This window comes from Microbacterium sp. F51-2R, from assembly GCF_052180235.1.
Classification (GTDB): Bacteria; Actinomycetota; Actinomycetes; order Actinomycetales; family Microbacteriaceae; genus Microbacterium.
Genome location: NZ_CP197470.1, coordinates 1,091,920 through 1,106,021, shown reverse-complemented (window position 1 = coordinate 1,106,021; position 14,102 = coordinate 1,091,920). Strand labels below are relative to the sequence as shown.

Here is a 14,102-nt window from a genome sequence, read left to right as displayed (position 1 = left end):
ACACACAGCAGGACGACCATCGCTCCACGGTGTCGGTTGCCGGAGGGCCGCGGCAGGGCCGAAGGTCCCGCGCCTTCCGCGGATGCCTCCCGGCGGGAAGCTCGGGCACCCTGGGCGGCGAGGCGCCTACGCCTCGAGAGGTGCCACGGGCGTGCGCGCCGAGTGGTCGGCGGCCCACGATGCGAGGAGGCGCAGGCGCTCGGCGGAGGGGGAGCCGGGCTCGGCGGTGTAGACGAGGAGCACGTGGCCGGGTTGGGCGGTGATCGCGAGCTCCTCGTAGACGAGGGTGAGCTCGCCGACGACCGGATGCCGGAATCGCTTGGTGCCCGAGCCGTGGGTGCGCACGTCGTGCGCGGCCCACAGGGTGCGGAACAGCTCGCTGCGGGTGGAGAGCTCGCCGACGAGATCCTGCATGCCCTTGTCGTGGGGGTCGCGACCGGCTTCGGCCCGCATCACGGCCACGCACATCCCGGCGAACAGCTCCCAGTCGGGGTAGAACTCGTGGGCGGCGGGATCGAGGAACTGGAACCGCGCGAAGTTCGGAGTGCGGCCGCCGTCGCCGATGAGCGGCGAGTAGAACGCCCGCCCGAGGTCGTTGAAGGCGATGAGATCCTGCCGCTGATCGCGCACGACCGCGACCGCGTCGGTGATCGCCGCGAGCGCCCACTGCAGGCTCTGGCGGGGCGGCCCGGGCTTCGTCGCGCGGCGGCGGGCGCGGCCCGATGACGGGATGCCGTCGGCGGCGCGGGCCAGGTCGAGCAGGTGAGCGTGTTCGGCATCGTTCAGCTGGAGCGCGCGTGAGACGGAGTCGAGAACGGATGCCGAGGCCCCCGCGATCGCGCCGCGCTCGAGCTTGGCGTAGTACTCCACGCTCACGCCCGCGAGCATCGCGACTTCGCTCCGCCGCAGGCCCGCGACACGTCTATAGGGTCCTGCGGGGATGCCCGCGGCATCCGGTGTGAGCCTCGCGCGGCGAGTCATCAGGAACTCGCGCACCTCTGCTCTGTTGTCCATGCCCTCAGGCTAGGCCGGAGTCGCGGGGCGAGGGGTGCCCTGTCGGTACACGTCTCACCAGTGACTCCCGCGGTCACGGGCGCGAGCGAAGACTGGGCTCATGCCTCAGATCCCGCCCCTCGAGCCGCGCCGTGCCGGCCGGCTGCTCCCGGCGCTGCTCCTGCTGCTGACGGTGTTCGGTCCGATCTCGATGGATCTCTACCTTCCGGCCCTGCCGGCGCTCACCGCCGAGCTCGGCGCCGTCACCTCGGTCGCGCAGCTGACCGTCACGGCGTGCCTCATCGGGCTCGCAGCGGGGCAGTTGGTCGCCGGCCCGGTGTCCGACCGGTTCGGGCGGCGAGGCATCCTCGTCATCGGCGTCGTCGCCTACATCGCCACGTCGGCGCTGTGCGCCCTGAGCCCCTCGATCGAGCTGCTCGTCCTCGCCCGCCTGGTGCAGGGCCTCGCCGGGGGTGTGGGCATCGTCATCGCCACCGCCGCCGGACGTGATGTGCTCTCGGGCGCCGCGCTGATCCGCTTCTACGGCAGCCTCACCGTCGTCGGCGGGTTCGCGGCGATCGTGGGCCCGCTTCTCGGAGGGCTGCTGAACACGGTCACGGACTGGCGCGGGCTGTTCGTGTTCCTCGCGGTCATCGGCGCCGTCATCCTGCTCGTCGTCCTGCGGATGTTCCCGGAGACGCTGCCGGCTGATCGGCGCACGAGCGGGGGATTCGGGCAGACCCTGCGCGACTATCGCACTCTGCTCCGCGACCGGACCTACCTCGGCGCGGTGCTCAATCAGGGCTTCTTGTATGCGGCGCTGTTCGCGTACCTCGCCGGGTCGACGTTCGTGCTGCAGGACATCTACGGGCTCACCCCGCAGTGGTATGCCGCCGCGTTCGGGCTCAACTCCGCCGGCCACATGCTCTTCGGCTCCCTCGCCGGTCGCAGCGCGCACCGGTGGAGCATCGCGGGAACCCTCGGCCTGGGCGTCGGGGTCACGGGGCTCGGCGCCGTCGGCCTGCTGGTCGCGGGCATCACGCCGATGCCGCTGTGGGTGGTGATCGTGTCGCTGTTCGCCCTGTCGAGCGGTGTCGCGATGTCGGCGCCGCCGGCGACGACCCTCGCGATGGCGGACTACCCGCAGATGGCGGGGACCGCGTCGTCGCTCCTCGGCATGGTGCGCTTCGGGTTCGGCGGGCTCGCCGCCCCGCTCGTCGGGGTCGCCGGCGCGATGAGCATCCTGCCGCTCGGCATCACGACGGTGGGCGCCGTGCTGCTGGCCGCGGCATCCTGTCTCCTCCTTGCGCGCCCCCGCACGAGCCGCACGCTCACCTCCCCGAGCCGGGCCGCGTCGATGGCCGGCACCCCGTAAGCCCGAGAACAAGCCCGTAACCCCGAGAACAGGAAGGACACCACGATGCGTGGAGTCATCATGCACGCCCCCGGCGATGTGCGAGTCGAGGATCGCGAGGATCCCACGATCATCGAGCCGACGGACGCCGTCATCCGGCTGAGCGCCAGCTGCATCTGCGGGTCGGACCTCTGGCCCTACCGCGGCGCCGAACCCGTCGATCACGCCCCGATGGGTCACGAGTACGTGGGCGTCGTGACCGAGATCGGCACGGACGTGAAGAACGTCAAGGTCGGCGACTTCGTCGTCGGCTCGTTCTTCGCCTCCGACAACACGTGCGAGATCTGCCGTGCCGGCTACCAGTCGCGCTGCGTGCACGCCGAGCCCATGGGCGCGATCGGCACGCAGGCCGAGTTCGCCCGGATCCCGCTCGCCGACGGCACGCTCGTCGCCACTCCGGGCCGGCCCGACGCCGACCTCATCCCTTCCCTGCTCGCGGCATCCGACGTGCTCGGCACCGGCTGGTTCGCCGCCGTCGCGGCCGAAGCTGGCCCCGGCAAGACCGTCGCCGTCGTGGGTGACGGGGCCGTCGGCCTCCTCGGCATCCTCGCCGCGCAGCAGCTGGGAGCCGAGCGCATCATCGCGATGTCGCGTCACACCGACCGGCAGGAGCTCGCCCGCCGATTCGGCGCCACCGACATCGTCGAGGAGCGCGGCGATGCGGGGGTCGCCCGCATCAAGGAGCTGACCGGCGGGCTCGGCGCGCACAGCACCATCGAGGCCGTCGGTACGCAGGAGTCGATGCAGCAGGCGATCCGCGCCACCCGACCCGGCGGCCACGTCGGGTACGTCGGCGTCTCGCACGATGTCTCGCTCGACGGACTGGAGCTCTTCTTCTCCGGCGTGCATCTGCACGGCGGACCGGCGCCGGTGCGCCGCTTCCTGCCCGAGCTGATCCAGCTCATCTGGGATCGGAAGATCGACCCGGGGGTGGTGTTCGATCTCACCCTCCCGCTCGAAGAGGCCGCCGAAGGCTACAAGGCCATGGACGAGCGCCGTGCCACGAAGGTGCTGCTCACGGTCTGACCATCCGGCCGGGGCGGTCGGATGCCGGCACCCGCCCGCCCCGACCGTCCGCCCCGCCCGCCCGCCCCACCGCAAGACACCGCAACAGCAGGAGTTCCGATGAACATCGAACCCGCCGCCCCCACCGCGAAGAACCCAGTACAACGGCTGACTGGGAGCGCATACATGTCGCGGGCATAGCCTGCGCACATGGGCACGCGCGAGGAGAACGACGAGGGTCGGACGAGCCGCTCCGACAAGCCCTCTCACATCGCCAGCCGGACGCCACGTCGGGCTGCGCCGCCGCGCACCGACGAAGAAGCCGAGGGCGCGGCATCCGTCGACGAAACGCTCCCCGAGAACGAGGACTCCTCATCGGGGGAACCTGTCCGCGACTGAGCGGGAACACGCCCGGCACGCCGGCGACGATCCCGCCCATGTAGCACCGGGCGAACTCCCGGGCAACCCCCACCTTGTGTCCGGGTCACGGTGTCGTACCGGGCGTACGCTGAGCAGCAGATGACCCAGACCCCGTCATCGGTGTCGCACGATCCGTGCGCACGATCCCGATGACAGGGGGCTCGAGATGACCAGCATCTCTGCCGGGGCGGCCGCTTCGTCGCCCGTTCGCACGACCATGCCCAGAACGACGCCCAAGGGTCACAACGACTACACCGAGCTGTCGCAGATGGTCGTCTCCAGCGGTCTCATGCGGCGCCGCTACGGCTACTACTGGACCAAGCTGCTCATCGCGCCGGTCGCGCTGGCGGCTGTCGTGACGGTGTTCGTCATCGTGGGCGACAGCTGGTGGCAGCTGATCACGGCGGCGGTGTTCGCGGTGCTCCTCACCCAGATCGCCATGCTCGGTCACGATGCCGCGCATCGGCAGATCTTCCGCTCGGGCCGGTGGAACGACTGGGTGACGCTGGTCATCGGCAACCTCCTCGTCGGCATGAGCTACGGATGGTGGCAGCACAAGCACACCCGTCACCATGCCAATCCGAACAAGATCGGGAGCGACCCCGACATCGACCTGCCGGTCATCTCGATCACGCCCGCGCAGGCCGATCGGCGCATCGCGAGCCGCCGGGGACCACTGCGCTGGGTGATCGCCCACCAGGGCGTCTTCTTCTTCCCGATCCTGCTGCTGGAAGGCCTGTCGCTGCACGCCTCGAGCGTGCGCCGCGTGTTCTCGCCCGACCCGCTGCGCCGGCGCTCCATCGAGATCTCGTTCCTCGCGGTGCGGCTCATCGGCTTCGTCGTGCTCGTCTTCCTCGTGCTCTCTCCGGGCATCGCGTTCGCCTTCCTCGGCGTTCAGCTCGGGCTCTTCGGCGTCTACATGGGCATGTCGTTCGCCCCGAACCACAAGGGGATGCCGCTGGTTCCCGCCGACGTGAAGGTCGACTTCCTGCGGCGCCAGGTGCTGATGAGCCGCAACATCCGCGGGAGCCGGCTGCTCGACACCGCGATGGGCGGCCTGAACTACCAGATCGAGCACCACCTCTTCCCGTCGATGCCCCGCCCGCACCTGCGCGCAGCCTCGGGGATGATCGCCGACTTCTGCCGCGACCGCGGCGTGACCTACACCGAGACCGGGCTCTGGCAGTCGTACGCGATCGTCGTGCGCTACATCAACCGCGTCGGACTCGGCGAGCGCGACCCCTTCGAATGCCCGATGCTGCAGCAGCGGCAGAGCGTGTAGGGGCGCGGCGCCGACCGGTCGACGGATGCCGCGTCCCGCCGCCCCTCACAGGGAGAGCCGCCCGGCGACGACCTCGGCGGCGACGACGCCGATGCGGGTCTGCGTCGCCCGCGCGTGGGCGCGGATGCGGGCGAAGGCCGTGTCGAGGTCGATGTCGTCGCGACGGGCGAGATACCCCTTCGCCTGCTCGATCACGACGCGGCTGTCGAGGGCGCGCTGCAGCTGTGCCTGAGCGAGCTCCGCCTCCTCGACGAGGCGCTGCTGGAGGATGCTGACGGTCGCGATGTCGGCGAGGGCCCGCGCGGCCGTCGCGTCGGGGGCATTGAGCACGCCCGGGCGATCGCGGAAGAGGGTCAGCGACCCGAGGGTCGACTCGCGCAGCCGCATCGGGAGCGAGTGGGTCGAGAGGAACCCCGCCGAAAGCGCTTCGGCGACGAACCCGGGCCACCGGTCGGCGACCTGGCGCACGTCGTCGACCGACACGACGTCGCCGGTCATCGCGGCCTCGACGCTCGGCCCCGCGTCGACAGCGAGCTGTCGGCGTGCGACGAGCCCGCTGCGCTCGGTCGTCGAGACCGCTACTTCCAGCCCGTTCGAGCGGCTGTGGAGCAGGATGCCGGCCGCCGACGCGTCGAAGAGCGAGACGCATTCATCGACCAGGCGCTGAAGCACGTCGACGACATCGAAGTCGCGGACGAGCGAACCGGCCAGGGCGACGAAGGTCTGCACCAAGTGGTGCTCACGCGTGCTCGTCGTGGCCACGGCATCCTCCGATCCTCCTGTCCATAGACCCAGGAAAAGCGACGCACGGGCTTGGCGCAAGGGGCTCGCGTTCAGCCGGCGAGCTGCTCGGTGAGGCCGTGCCCCCAGTCGCGCGCGAGCTCGAGCTGCCCCTCGACGAGCGGTCCCTCGTAGCCCTCGACGAGGAAGCTGGCGGGGTCGAGCACGTCGAAGCCGTGCTTGCGCGCGAGCTTCGTGGCCGCGCGCGAGGCGGCGCCGGGGAGGAGCGGCATGTCGACGCGGGTGTCGAACCCCGCGAAGCTCATGCGGGTCTTCGGCGGCGGGAGGGCCTCGAGCCACTCGCGGATCCCGCCGGGAACGTCGGTGAAGGCGCCGCCGCGCTCGGCGGCGGTGCGGCGCGTGCCGACGCGAGACATCGAGAAGGCATGCGTCGGGCCTCCGACGACGAGAAGGTCGACGGTCGCCGGCAGCTCGGCCGGGGCATCGACGACGTTGGTGAGGGTGACGTCGGCCCCGTCGGCCATGCCGTCGGCGATGGCGGCGGCGATCTTCCCCGTGTTGCCGAACATCGTCTCGCACACGGCCGCGCTGCGGGGGTGAGGAGAGGCCGGGGCCGGGGGAGAGGCCGGGGCTGGCGCGGGAGGGGCCGGGCCGGGTCGGGGTCGGGGCATAACTCCGGAAGAATCACGCCCGGCGGGCCCGAAACCGCCCGAGGACGGCCGTTCCGGGCTGGAACTCCGGAGTTATGAACACGGCCGCGCCGCGACCCGGGTGGGGGGAGGCCGAGGGCGGGGGATCGGCGACAGAATCGTTAACAATTTTGGATTGAACACTTCCCTTTCTGCATAGGCACCCGATAGCTTGCCAACCAGAGGGAAGCCGGACCCTCGCTCGCCACGGCCGACTTCCCCGCATCCCATCACTCAACGAGGAGAGATCATGCGGAAGCGCAGATTCGTCGCCACGGCGGCGGTCGCGGCCCTGTTGGCCGCGGTGTTCATGGCATCGCCCGCGCAGGCGGCGCAGCCACCTGCCGCGTTCGGGGCGGAGCAGTGCTCGGCTCTGACCGGCACCGAGATCGCCGCCAAGGCCATCGGCCTGCCGACGACCGGTGCGACGGTGACGCAGGCCCAGTGGGTGGCCTCACCCAACGGCCAGTGCCGCGTCAACGGGGCGATCCACCCCGTCGACCCGACGGCGCCCGACATCATGTTCCAGGTCAATCTCCCCGACAACTGGAACGGCCGGGCGCTGCAGATGGGCGGCGGCGGACTCAACGGCACCCTGATCAACGGGCTCGGTGCGTACCGCAACCAGCCTCCCGGGCAGCCGACGCCGCTCCAGCAGGGCTACGTCACCCTCGGCTCCGATGGCGGCCACCAGGGCCCGGGCGGAAGCTTCGCCCTCAACGACGAGGCTCTGCTCAACTACGGTCAGCAGTCGATCAAGAAGACCCACGACGTCGCCATGGCGCTCATCGCCTCGGCCTACAAGGCGAAGCCGTCGTACTTCTACTTCATCGGCTTCTCGCAGGGGGGCCACGAGGCCCTCGACGCGGCGGCGCGGTACCCCAAGGACTACGACGGCGTCGTCGCCGGAACGCCCACCTACAACGTCACGATGATGCATGCCGGGCACGGCTCGGTGTACCGCGACGCCCTGTACGAGAACGGCGGCGCGGGCTGGGTGAACCCCGCCAAGCAGACGCTCCTCGTGCAGAGCGTCTACGCGACGTGCGACCCGATCGACGGCGTCACCGACGGCATCATCTCCGACACGCAGGGCTGCCTCGACGCCTTCGACGTCCAGACCCTCCGGTGCGCCGGGGGAGCCGACCTCAGTGACACCTGCCTCTCGGACGTCCAGATCGCGACGCTCGACAAGCTCGCGTCCGACAACGACCTCGGCTTCCCGATCGCCGGCAACAGCGTCGCGGCGAAGTTCCCGGTCTACAACGGCGGACTGCTGACGCTCGGGCGCTACCACCTGGGCCTCACGCAGGTGCCGCACAACCCGGCGACGAGTCAGGACGCCTGGCACTACCAGGTGGGCGACACGAACGCGAAGTGGTTCGTCACGAAGAACCCGACGCTCAACTACCTGGACTTCGACCTCCACGCCTACCAGGACCGCGTGCAGGAGCTCGGGACGATCATGGACACGACCGACGTGAGCTTCCAGCAGGCCTACGCCAAGAAGGTCAAGGTGCTCATGTACACCGGTTTGGCCGACGACGGCGTCTCGCCGTATAACACCATCCAGCTGTACGACCGCATCGTCGGCGACCTCGGGCAGAAGAAGGTCGACACGTTCCTGCGCTTCTACACGGTTCCCGGCATGAGCCACGGCTTCGGCCCGTTCGTCGCCGGATGGGACTCCCTCACCGCCCTGCAGAACTGGGTGGAGAAGGGTGCCGCCCCGGGGCCGCAGACGGTCGTCGACACGAACGCCGCGACGGCGGGCCGCACGCGTCCGCTGTGCGAGTACCCGACGTGGCCGAAGTACACCGGCACCGACCCGAACAGCGCCGCAAGCTTCACCTGCGTGCCCTGATCGGGTGAACGGATGCCGCGGCCCGCGCTGTGACGCGGGTCGCGGCATCCGTCTTTCCTGGCGAAACAGCCCTCTCCTCCCCACCTCTCCGTTTGCTATGGGGTTCCTGAGAGGGCGTGAATCTTGGCTTTCTCTGGGAGGGGTGTCCCGACGATCGACCCATGACCTCCCTTGCAGCCCGGCGCACGGCCGTGGCCGTCGACCAGCCAGGCCGGCGGGCATCGCGATCGCGGCGCACTCTGTGGAACCTCGCCGCAACCGCCGTCATCTGGGGCACGAGCCTTTTCGTCGTCGCGCTCTGGGTGGCGGGGGCGGGCATCCAGTCGCTCCTCGGATTCGATGCCGAGACGCTCAACACCCTCGGCAGGCTGACGGGCCTCGTGTCGGCGAACCTGCTGCTGTACCAGGTGCTCCTCATGGCCCGCGTACCGCTGTTCGAGCGCGGTTTCGGGCGTGACGAGATCACGCGGATGCACCGGCTCGTCGGCTTCTGGTCGTTCTCGCTGCTGATGGCCCACATCGTGCTGCTCGTGCTGGGCTATGCCGCCCAGGCCGCGGTCAATCCGTTCGTGCAGCTGTGGCAGTTCGTGTGGGACTACCCGGGGATGCTCCTCGCGACGGCGGGCACGGGGCTTCTCGTCCTCGTCGTCGTGACCTCGATCCGCAAGGCCCGGCGCCGGCTGCGGTACGAGTCGTGGCACTTGCTGCATCTCTACGGCTACCTCGGCGTGGGCCTCGCGATCCCGCACATGCTGTGGACGGGCGCGGATTTCATCCAGAACCCCGGTGCGACGGTGTACTGGTGGACGCTGTGGGCCGTGGCCGCGGCATCCGTCCTCGTCTTCCGCGTGGGGCAGCCGGTGTGGCGCTCGATGCGCCACGCGGTGCGCGTCGTCTCGGTCGTGCCCGATGGGCGCAACGGGGTGAGCGTGCGCCTGCGGGGGCGCGACATGCAGCGGCTCAAGGCGCAGGCCGGCCAGTTCTTCGTGTGGCGCTTCCTCGACGGGCCGGGCTGGACGCGCGGACACCCCTACTCGCTCGCCGCCGCGCCGGTCGGAAACGACCTCGTCATCGCGGCGAAGATCGTCGGCGACGGCACGGAGCGGCTCACGCGGCTGCGCCCCGGCACGCGGGCGCTCATCGAGGGCCCGTACGGCACGATGACGGGCGACGTGCGCGAGGGCCGCAAGCTCCTCATGATCGGCGCGGGCGCGGGCGTCGCGCCGCTGACGGCGCTCCTCGCCTCGGAGGACTACCGCCGCGGCGAGGCGGTGCTGCTCACCCGCGACCACTCCGACGCCGACGGCATGCGGCTCGACGAGATCAGCCGCCTGACGACGACGCGGGGGCTGCGGCACTACACGCTGAACGGCCCGCGCGACAAGAGCCGCGCGACGTGGCTCCCGGCCTCGCACCACGCGTGGACCGGCGCCGCGCTGCTGCGCCGCCTCGCGCCCGACCTCGAGAACTACGACGTCTTCCTCTGCGGCCCGAACCCCTGGATGGCTGCTGTGCACGCCGATCTCCGCGAGGCCGGTGTGCCGGAACGGCGGATCCACAGCGAGGCGTTCGCCGTCTAGGCGGGGAAGGGACACGGCGCGCTCATGAAGAAGATCATCTTCGGCGTCCTGGCCACGATCAGTGGTCTCGTGATGCTGTTCAGCTACCGCACGTCGCTGGACGCCGTGCCGCCTCCGGTGCCGGCGCCCGGCGGCACGACGTCGGGCTCGGGGACGCTCCACGACGGGCAGTTCACCGGCAGCGCGGCCGACACGCGGTACGGCCCCGTGCAGGTGCAGGTGACCGTCTCGGGCGGCAAGATCACGGCCGTGACGGTGCCGACGTATCCCGACAGCAGCGGCACGGACCACCGGATCAACTCCGTCGCGATCCCGCGGCTCGTCGCCGAGACGACGTCGGCGCAGAACTCCCAGATCGACATGGTGTCGGGGGCGACCTTCACCAGCACGGGCTACATCCAGTCGCTGCAGTCGGCGCTCGACCAGGCCGGCCGCTGACCCCCGGGCCGGGCCCCTGGGCCCGGGCCGCCTCGATCCCGCCCGGCCGGGCGCCCGAACCCGGCCGGTCGGGCGTCCGAACCCGGCCGGTCGGTCGTGGCCGGCCCGTCCCCGAACCCCGTCCGACCGTCCCGCACATCCCCCGCGGACCCGTCCCAGACCGTGAGCCTCCATCTGACGGCCGAGACCGTGGGTTCCACCCGCGCTTTCGGCGCTCAGATGGAGGCTCACGGTTTCCCGGGGTCGGCCCGCGGCAGGCGCGGCATGGCCGGGTCGGGGTGGCCGGGTCGGGGCGCGCCGGGGCGGGTCGGGCGCGGGGTGGCCGGCCAGGGGTCGGCCCGCGGCAGGGCCGGGTCGGGGTGGCCGGGCGGAGGCTGGCCGGGGCGGCCGGGCCGGCCGAGGCGGGCCGAGCCGCGGCCGGGCCGCCGGGCCGGTCAGCGGGACGGGAGGACGAGGGCGAAGGTCGAGCCCGCGGGCGAGGTCGCCTCGAGGCGCACCGAGCCGGCGTATCGCACGGCCGTCTCGCGCACGAGCGCCAGGCCGAGCCCGAATCCGCGGCGCCGGCCCGACTCGCCCGAGCGGGCGAACCGCTCGAAGATGCGCTCGCGGTCGGCGGGATCGACCCCCGGTCCGGCATCCGTCACGCGGATCTCGACGACCCCGTCGGCGCGGGTCGCGGCGACCTGCACGGTCGAGCCGGCGGGGGAGTGCTGCACGGCGTTGTCGATGAGGGCGACGCACAGGCGCGTGAGGGTCACCGCCGGGATACGCGCCGACAAGGCGGCCTCGACGGACTTGGCGAGGGTCACGTCGGCGTCGTGCGCCAGCGGTTCGAGGGTCGAGAAGGCGGCGGCGAGGCATCCGTCGACATCCGCGTCGGGCGCACCCGAGTCGGCGCCCTCCGCCCCCAGCAGCATGTCGGTGAGGACATCGTCGAGCACGCGCGCGTCGACCCGCAGCGCCTCGATCGTCGGCTCGATCGGCGTGCCGGCGGCGTGGCGGCGCTGGAGGATCTGGATCCGGCTCGTGAGCGCCGTGAGGGGCGTGCGCAGCTCGTGGCTCGCATCGGCGACGAACGCGCGCTGCAGCCGGAGGGCCTCGGCGAGCGGGCGCACGGCGGAGCGCGCCGCGAGCCACGCGATGAGCCCGAGAAGGATGACGCCCACGACGCCGAGCACCAGCACGATGGGAAGCACGCGATCGACGTCGACCACGATGTGGTCGATCGGCGGTTCGCCGGCCTCGGGCTCGCGTCCGCCCTCGGGACGCCCGAAGAGCAGCAGCACGAGGACGAGCACGCCGACCCCGCCCGCGATGACGACGGCGGATCCGGCGGCGACGAGGAGGCCGACGCGCAGGGCCGAGCGCTGGACGCGCTGCCGGTCGACGGAGTCGCTCACAGCGCGGCCGCCGCCCGGTAGCCGCGGCCGCGCACCGTCTCGATGATCTCGGGCGAGGCCTTGCGGCGGATGTAGTGCACATAGGTGTCGACGGAGTTGAGCGAGTCCTCCGACGAGAAGACGGTGCCGAGCAGCTCTTCGCGCGAGAAGACGTGGTCGGGGCTCTCGGAGAGCACCGCGAGCAGCTTCGCCTCCGTCGCGGTCAGCGCGACGCGGCCGCCCGTCGGGCCGTAGAGCGCCGACGACGCCGGCACGAAGACCCAGTCGCCGATCTCGCGGCGCTCGCCGGCGATGCGGAAGCCGCGCAGCAGCGACCGCAGCCGCGCGAGCAGCTCGTCGTAGTCGAACGGCTTCACGAGGTAGTCGTTGGCCCCGGCATCCAGTCCCTCGACACGATCCGCCACCGACCCGAGAGCCGTGAGCAGCAGCACGGGCGTCGTGATGTGGGCGACGCGGATGGCGCGCACGAGCTCGATGCCGTCGAGGCCCGGGAGCCGCCGGTCGATCACGATGACGTCGAACCGGTCGCTGAGGAGGCGCTCCTTGGCGATGCGGCCGTCGGACACGTGCTCGACGCGGTAGCTCTCGCTGAGCACGTCGACGGCCATCTCGGCGATGACCTCGTCGTCTTCGACGTAGAGCAGCCGAGGGAGCGCCTCACGCCGATCGTCCACGCCCCCTCCTTCCCGCTGTCGGTACAGTCGCCGCCGTTCGGGCAGCCCCCGCAGCCGATACAGCCGCCGCCACCGCCGCAGAGGCGAGTCAACCAGAGTCGCGGGCGATCCGGGCGAGAATCGCGGCCGTTCGTGTACCGTCGCGGCATGAGCCCGATCCCGGCCAAGAAGTACAACCGCGAACTGCGCCGGCTGCAGGCCGAACTCGTCGACATGCAGGCCTGGGTGCAGGCGACGGGCGCCCGCATCGTGGTGATCTTCGAGGGGAGGGATGCCGCGGGCAAGGGCTCGACGATCAAGCGCGTCGCCGAGCACCTCAACCCCCGGGTCACCCGGATCGTGGCGCTCCCCGCACCCACCGAGCGCGAGCGCGAGCAGTGGTATTTCCAGCGGTACGTGCCGCACCTCCCGGCCGCGGGCGAGATCGTGCTGATGGACCGGTCCTGGTACAACCGCGCGGGCGTCGAGCACGTCATGGGCTACTGCACGAACGCCGAGTACCACCGGTTCCTGCATCAGGCGCCGATCTTCGAGCGGCTGCTCGTGGAGGACGGGATCGTCCTTCTGAAGTACTGGTTCAGCGTCTCGCCCGACGAGCAGGAGGCCCGGTTCCGCTCCCGCGCGAAAGACCCGATGCGCCGGTGGAAGCTGAGCCCGAACGACCTCATGTCGATCACGCGCTGGGAGGACTACTCCCGCGCGAAAGACACCATGTTCGTGCACACCGACACCCCCGAGGCGCCGTGGTTCGAGGTGCCCTCCGTCGACAAGCGCCGCAGCCGCATCAACATGATCAGCCATCTGCTCACGCGCATCCCGTACGGGCACGTCGAACCCGAGCCCGTCGAGATCCCGACGCGGCCCGGCGCACGCGGCTACGAGCGGCCGCCACGCAACCTCGAGAATTACGTTCCGGATGTCGCGGCCGCCCTCGAGGACTGAGCCGGAGGCCGTCGCGGCCGCCGTCCCAGCCTGACCCGGGCGAGCCGTCGCCGGGCACCACCTTGCGGGACGTTGGTCCCGCCCCGCGCCGTCGCCGCGGTCGACGATGTGGGCATGCCCGAAGTCATCAGAGACCCCGTCCCGCGGGGGAATCCCGCCCCGCTTCCCTGGTCGAAGCCGGGCCTGCTCGTCGGCTTCGACGGCTCCGCGAGCGCCGCCGCCGCCCTCGCGACGGCGGTGCGCATGGCGCCGTCGCTCGGGCTACCCGTGCACATGGTCGTGGTGTGGGATTACCCCACGCTGATCTACGGCGACGTCTACTCGCCCGAGATCGACGCGCGCCCGGAGGAGGATGCCGAGGAGATCCGCTCGGTCGCCGTCGCCGAAGCGCTCCCCGGCGGGGTGCCGGAGTGGTTCACCTCCAGCACGCAGCGCGGGCGCCCGGCCCGCACGCTCATCGAGCTGTCGAAGCAGGCCGACACGGTCGTCGTCGGCAGCCGCGGGCACGGCGGATTCACGGGGCTGCTCCTCGGCTCGGTCAGCTCGGCGCTGGCCTCGCACGCGAAGTGCTCCGTGCTGATCGTGCGCTGAACGGCTTCCCCCGTGCCCCGGCGACCCGCTCCGCTCAGGAGTCGCCGCGCGCCGGCCGCGCCCCGGTGA

General features: G+C 71.4%; 14 protein-coding genes. 9 read left to right on the top strand and 5 right to left on the bottom strand.

Annotated elements, in window-relative coordinates:
- Positions 1-126: 126 nt before the first annotated feature.
- Complete coding sequence (locus ACSBPH_RS04985) at positions 127-1,014, bottom strand: helix-turn-helix domain-containing protein (protein WP_442576495.1); 888 nt, start codon at positions 1,012-1,014, stop codon at positions 127-129.
- A 100-nt stretch (positions 1,015-1,114) separates the two neighbouring features.
- Here ACSBPH_RS04985 and ACSBPH_RS04980 point away from each other — a divergent pair, with 100 nt between their 5' ends.
- The 4 genes from ACSBPH_RS04980 to ACSBPH_RS04965 all read left to right on the top strand — a co-directional run bounded on the left by ACSBPH_RS04980 (position 1,115) and on the right by ACSBPH_RS04965 (position 5,114).
- Positions 1,115-2,368, top strand: coding sequence for a multidrug effflux MFS transporter (locus ACSBPH_RS04980; protein WP_442576494.1), 1,254 nt, complete (start codon positions 1,115-1,117; stop codon positions 2,366-2,368).
- 45 nt (positions 2,369-2,413) lie between these two features.
- Positions 2,414-3,433 (top strand): zinc-dependent alcohol dehydrogenase family protein, encoded by a 1,020-nt coding sequence (locus ACSBPH_RS04975; protein WP_442576493.1) that lies wholly within the window; start codon positions 2,414-2,416, stop codon positions 3,431-3,433.
- A 189-nt stretch (positions 3,434-3,622) separates the two neighbouring features.
- Positions 3,623-3,811 carry a hypothetical protein gene (locus ACSBPH_RS04970; RefSeq protein WP_442576492.1) on the top strand — a complete coding sequence of 63 codons (189 nt, stop codon included), beginning with the start codon at positions 3,623-3,625 and terminating at the stop codon, positions 3,809-3,811.
- Positions 3,812-3,998: 187 nt separating this feature from the next.
- A complete protein-coding gene (locus tag ACSBPH_RS04965; protein WP_442576491.1) occupies positions 3,999-5,114 on the top strand; it encodes a fatty acid desaturase family protein in 1,116 nt (371 codons plus the stop codon).
- Positions 5,115-5,159: 45 nt separating this feature from the next.
- On the opposite strand, the gene ACSBPH_RS04960 is transcribed toward ACSBPH_RS04965, so the two are convergent.
- Both ACSBPH_RS04960 and ACSBPH_RS04955 read right to left on the bottom strand, forming a co-directional pair.
- Positions 5,160-5,876, bottom strand: a complete 717-nt coding sequence (locus ACSBPH_RS04960) for an ANTAR domain-containing protein (protein WP_442576490.1) — start codon at positions 5,874-5,876, stop codon at positions 5,160-5,162.
- 71 nt (positions 5,877-5,947) lie between these two features.
- Positions 5,948-6,436: a flavodoxin family protein gene (locus ACSBPH_RS04955; protein ID WP_442576489.1), complete on the bottom strand. Its 489-nt coding sequence runs from the start codon at positions 6,434-6,436 to the stop codon at positions 5,948-5,950.
- Positions 6,437-6,794: 358 nt separating this feature from the next.
- Here ACSBPH_RS04955 and ACSBPH_RS04950 point away from each other — a divergent pair, with 358 nt between their 5' ends.
- The 3 genes from ACSBPH_RS04950 to ACSBPH_RS04940 all read left to right on the top strand — a co-directional run bounded on the left by ACSBPH_RS04950 (position 6,795) and on the right by ACSBPH_RS04940 (position 10,426).
- Positions 6,795-8,408 carry a tannase/feruloyl esterase family alpha/beta hydrolase gene (locus tag ACSBPH_RS04950; RefSeq protein ID WP_442576488.1) on the top strand — a complete coding sequence of 538 codons (1,614 nt, stop codon included), beginning with the start codon at positions 6,795-6,797 and terminating at the stop codon, positions 8,406-8,408.
- A gap of 161 nt (positions 8,409-8,569) precedes the next feature.
- Positions 8,570-9,988 (top strand): ferredoxin reductase family protein, encoded by a 1,419-nt coding sequence (locus ACSBPH_RS04945; protein ID WP_442576487.1) that lies wholly within the window; start codon positions 8,570-8,572, stop codon positions 9,986-9,988.
- 24 nt (positions 9,989-10,012) lie between these two features.
- Entirely contained in the window at positions 10,013-10,426 is a 414-nt protein-coding gene (locus tag ACSBPH_RS04940; RefSeq protein ID WP_442576486.1) for an FMN-binding protein, read from the top strand.
- A gap of 434 nt (positions 10,427-10,860) precedes the next feature.
- On the opposite strand, the gene ACSBPH_RS04935 is transcribed toward ACSBPH_RS04940, so the two are convergent.
- Both ACSBPH_RS04935 and ACSBPH_RS04930 read right to left on the bottom strand, forming a co-directional pair.
- Entirely contained in the window at positions 10,861-11,826 is a 966-nt protein-coding gene (locus tag ACSBPH_RS04935) for a sensor histidine kinase (protein WP_442576485.1), read from the bottom strand.
- A complete protein-coding gene (locus tag ACSBPH_RS04930; RefSeq protein ID WP_442576484.1) occupies positions 11,823-12,500 on the bottom strand; it encodes a response regulator transcription factor in 678 nt (225 codons plus the stop codon). The genes ACSBPH_RS04935 and ACSBPH_RS04930 overlap by 4 nt, the downstream gene beginning before the upstream one ends.
- 147 nt (positions 12,501-12,647) lie before the next feature.
- On the opposite strand from ACSBPH_RS04930, the gene ppk2 reads away from it, so the two are divergent.
- Both ppk2 and ACSBPH_RS04920 read left to right on the top strand, forming a co-directional pair.
- Positions 12,648-13,442 carry a polyphosphate kinase 2 gene (gene ppk2 / locus ACSBPH_RS04925; RefSeq protein WP_442576483.1) on the top strand — a complete coding sequence of 265 codons (795 nt, stop codon included), beginning with the start codon at positions 12,648-12,650 and terminating at the stop codon, positions 13,440-13,442.
- A 114-nt stretch (positions 13,443-13,556) separates the two neighbouring features.
- Complete coding sequence (locus ACSBPH_RS04920; protein ID WP_442576482.1) at positions 13,557-14,033, top strand: universal stress protein; 477 nt, start codon at positions 13,557-13,559, stop codon at positions 14,031-14,033.
- Positions 14,034-14,102: the final 69 nt, after the last annotated feature.

Excerpts from the sequence above, each read along its gene's own strand:
- ACSBPH_RS04970 (WP_442576492.1), top strand. The coding sequence starts at position 3,623 with ATGGGCACGCGCGAGGAGAACGACGAGGGTCGGACGAGCCGCTCCGAC.
- ACSBPH_RS04920 (WP_442576482.1), top strand. The coding sequence starts at position 13,557 with ATGCCCGAAGTCATCAGAGACCCCGTCCCGCGGGGGAATCCCGCCCCG.
- ACSBPH_RS04980 (WP_442576494.1), top strand. The coding sequence starts at position 1,115 with ATGCCTCAGATCCCGCCCCTCGAGCCGCGCCGTGCCGGCCGGCTGCTC.
- ACSBPH_RS04975 (WP_442576493.1), top strand. The coding sequence starts at position 2,414 with ATGCGTGGAGTCATCATGCACGCCCCCGGCGATGTGCGAGTCGAGGAT.
- ppk2 (WP_442576483.1), top strand. The coding sequence starts at position 12,648 with ATGAGCCCGATCCCGGCCAAGAAGTACAACCGCGAACTGCGCCGGCTG.
- ACSBPH_RS04940 (WP_442576486.1), top strand. The coding sequence starts at position 10,013 with ATGAAGAAGATCATCTTCGGCGTCCTGGCCACGATCAGTGGTCTCGTG.
- ACSBPH_RS04985 (WP_442576495.1), bottom strand. The coding sequence starts at position 1,014 with ATGGACAACAGAGCAGAGGTGCGCGAGTTCCTGATGACTCGCCGCGCG.
- ACSBPH_RS04945 (WP_442576487.1), top strand. The coding sequence starts at position 8,570 with ATGACCTCCCTTGCAGCCCGGCGCACGGCCGTGGCCGTCGACCAGCCA.
- ACSBPH_RS04950 (WP_442576488.1), top strand. The coding sequence starts at position 6,795 with ATGCGGAAGCGCAGATTCGTCGCCACGGCGGCGGTCGCGGCCCTGTTG.
- ACSBPH_RS04965 (WP_442576491.1), top strand. The coding sequence starts at position 3,999 with ATGACCAGCATCTCTGCCGGGGCGGCCGCTTCGTCGCCCGTTCGCACG.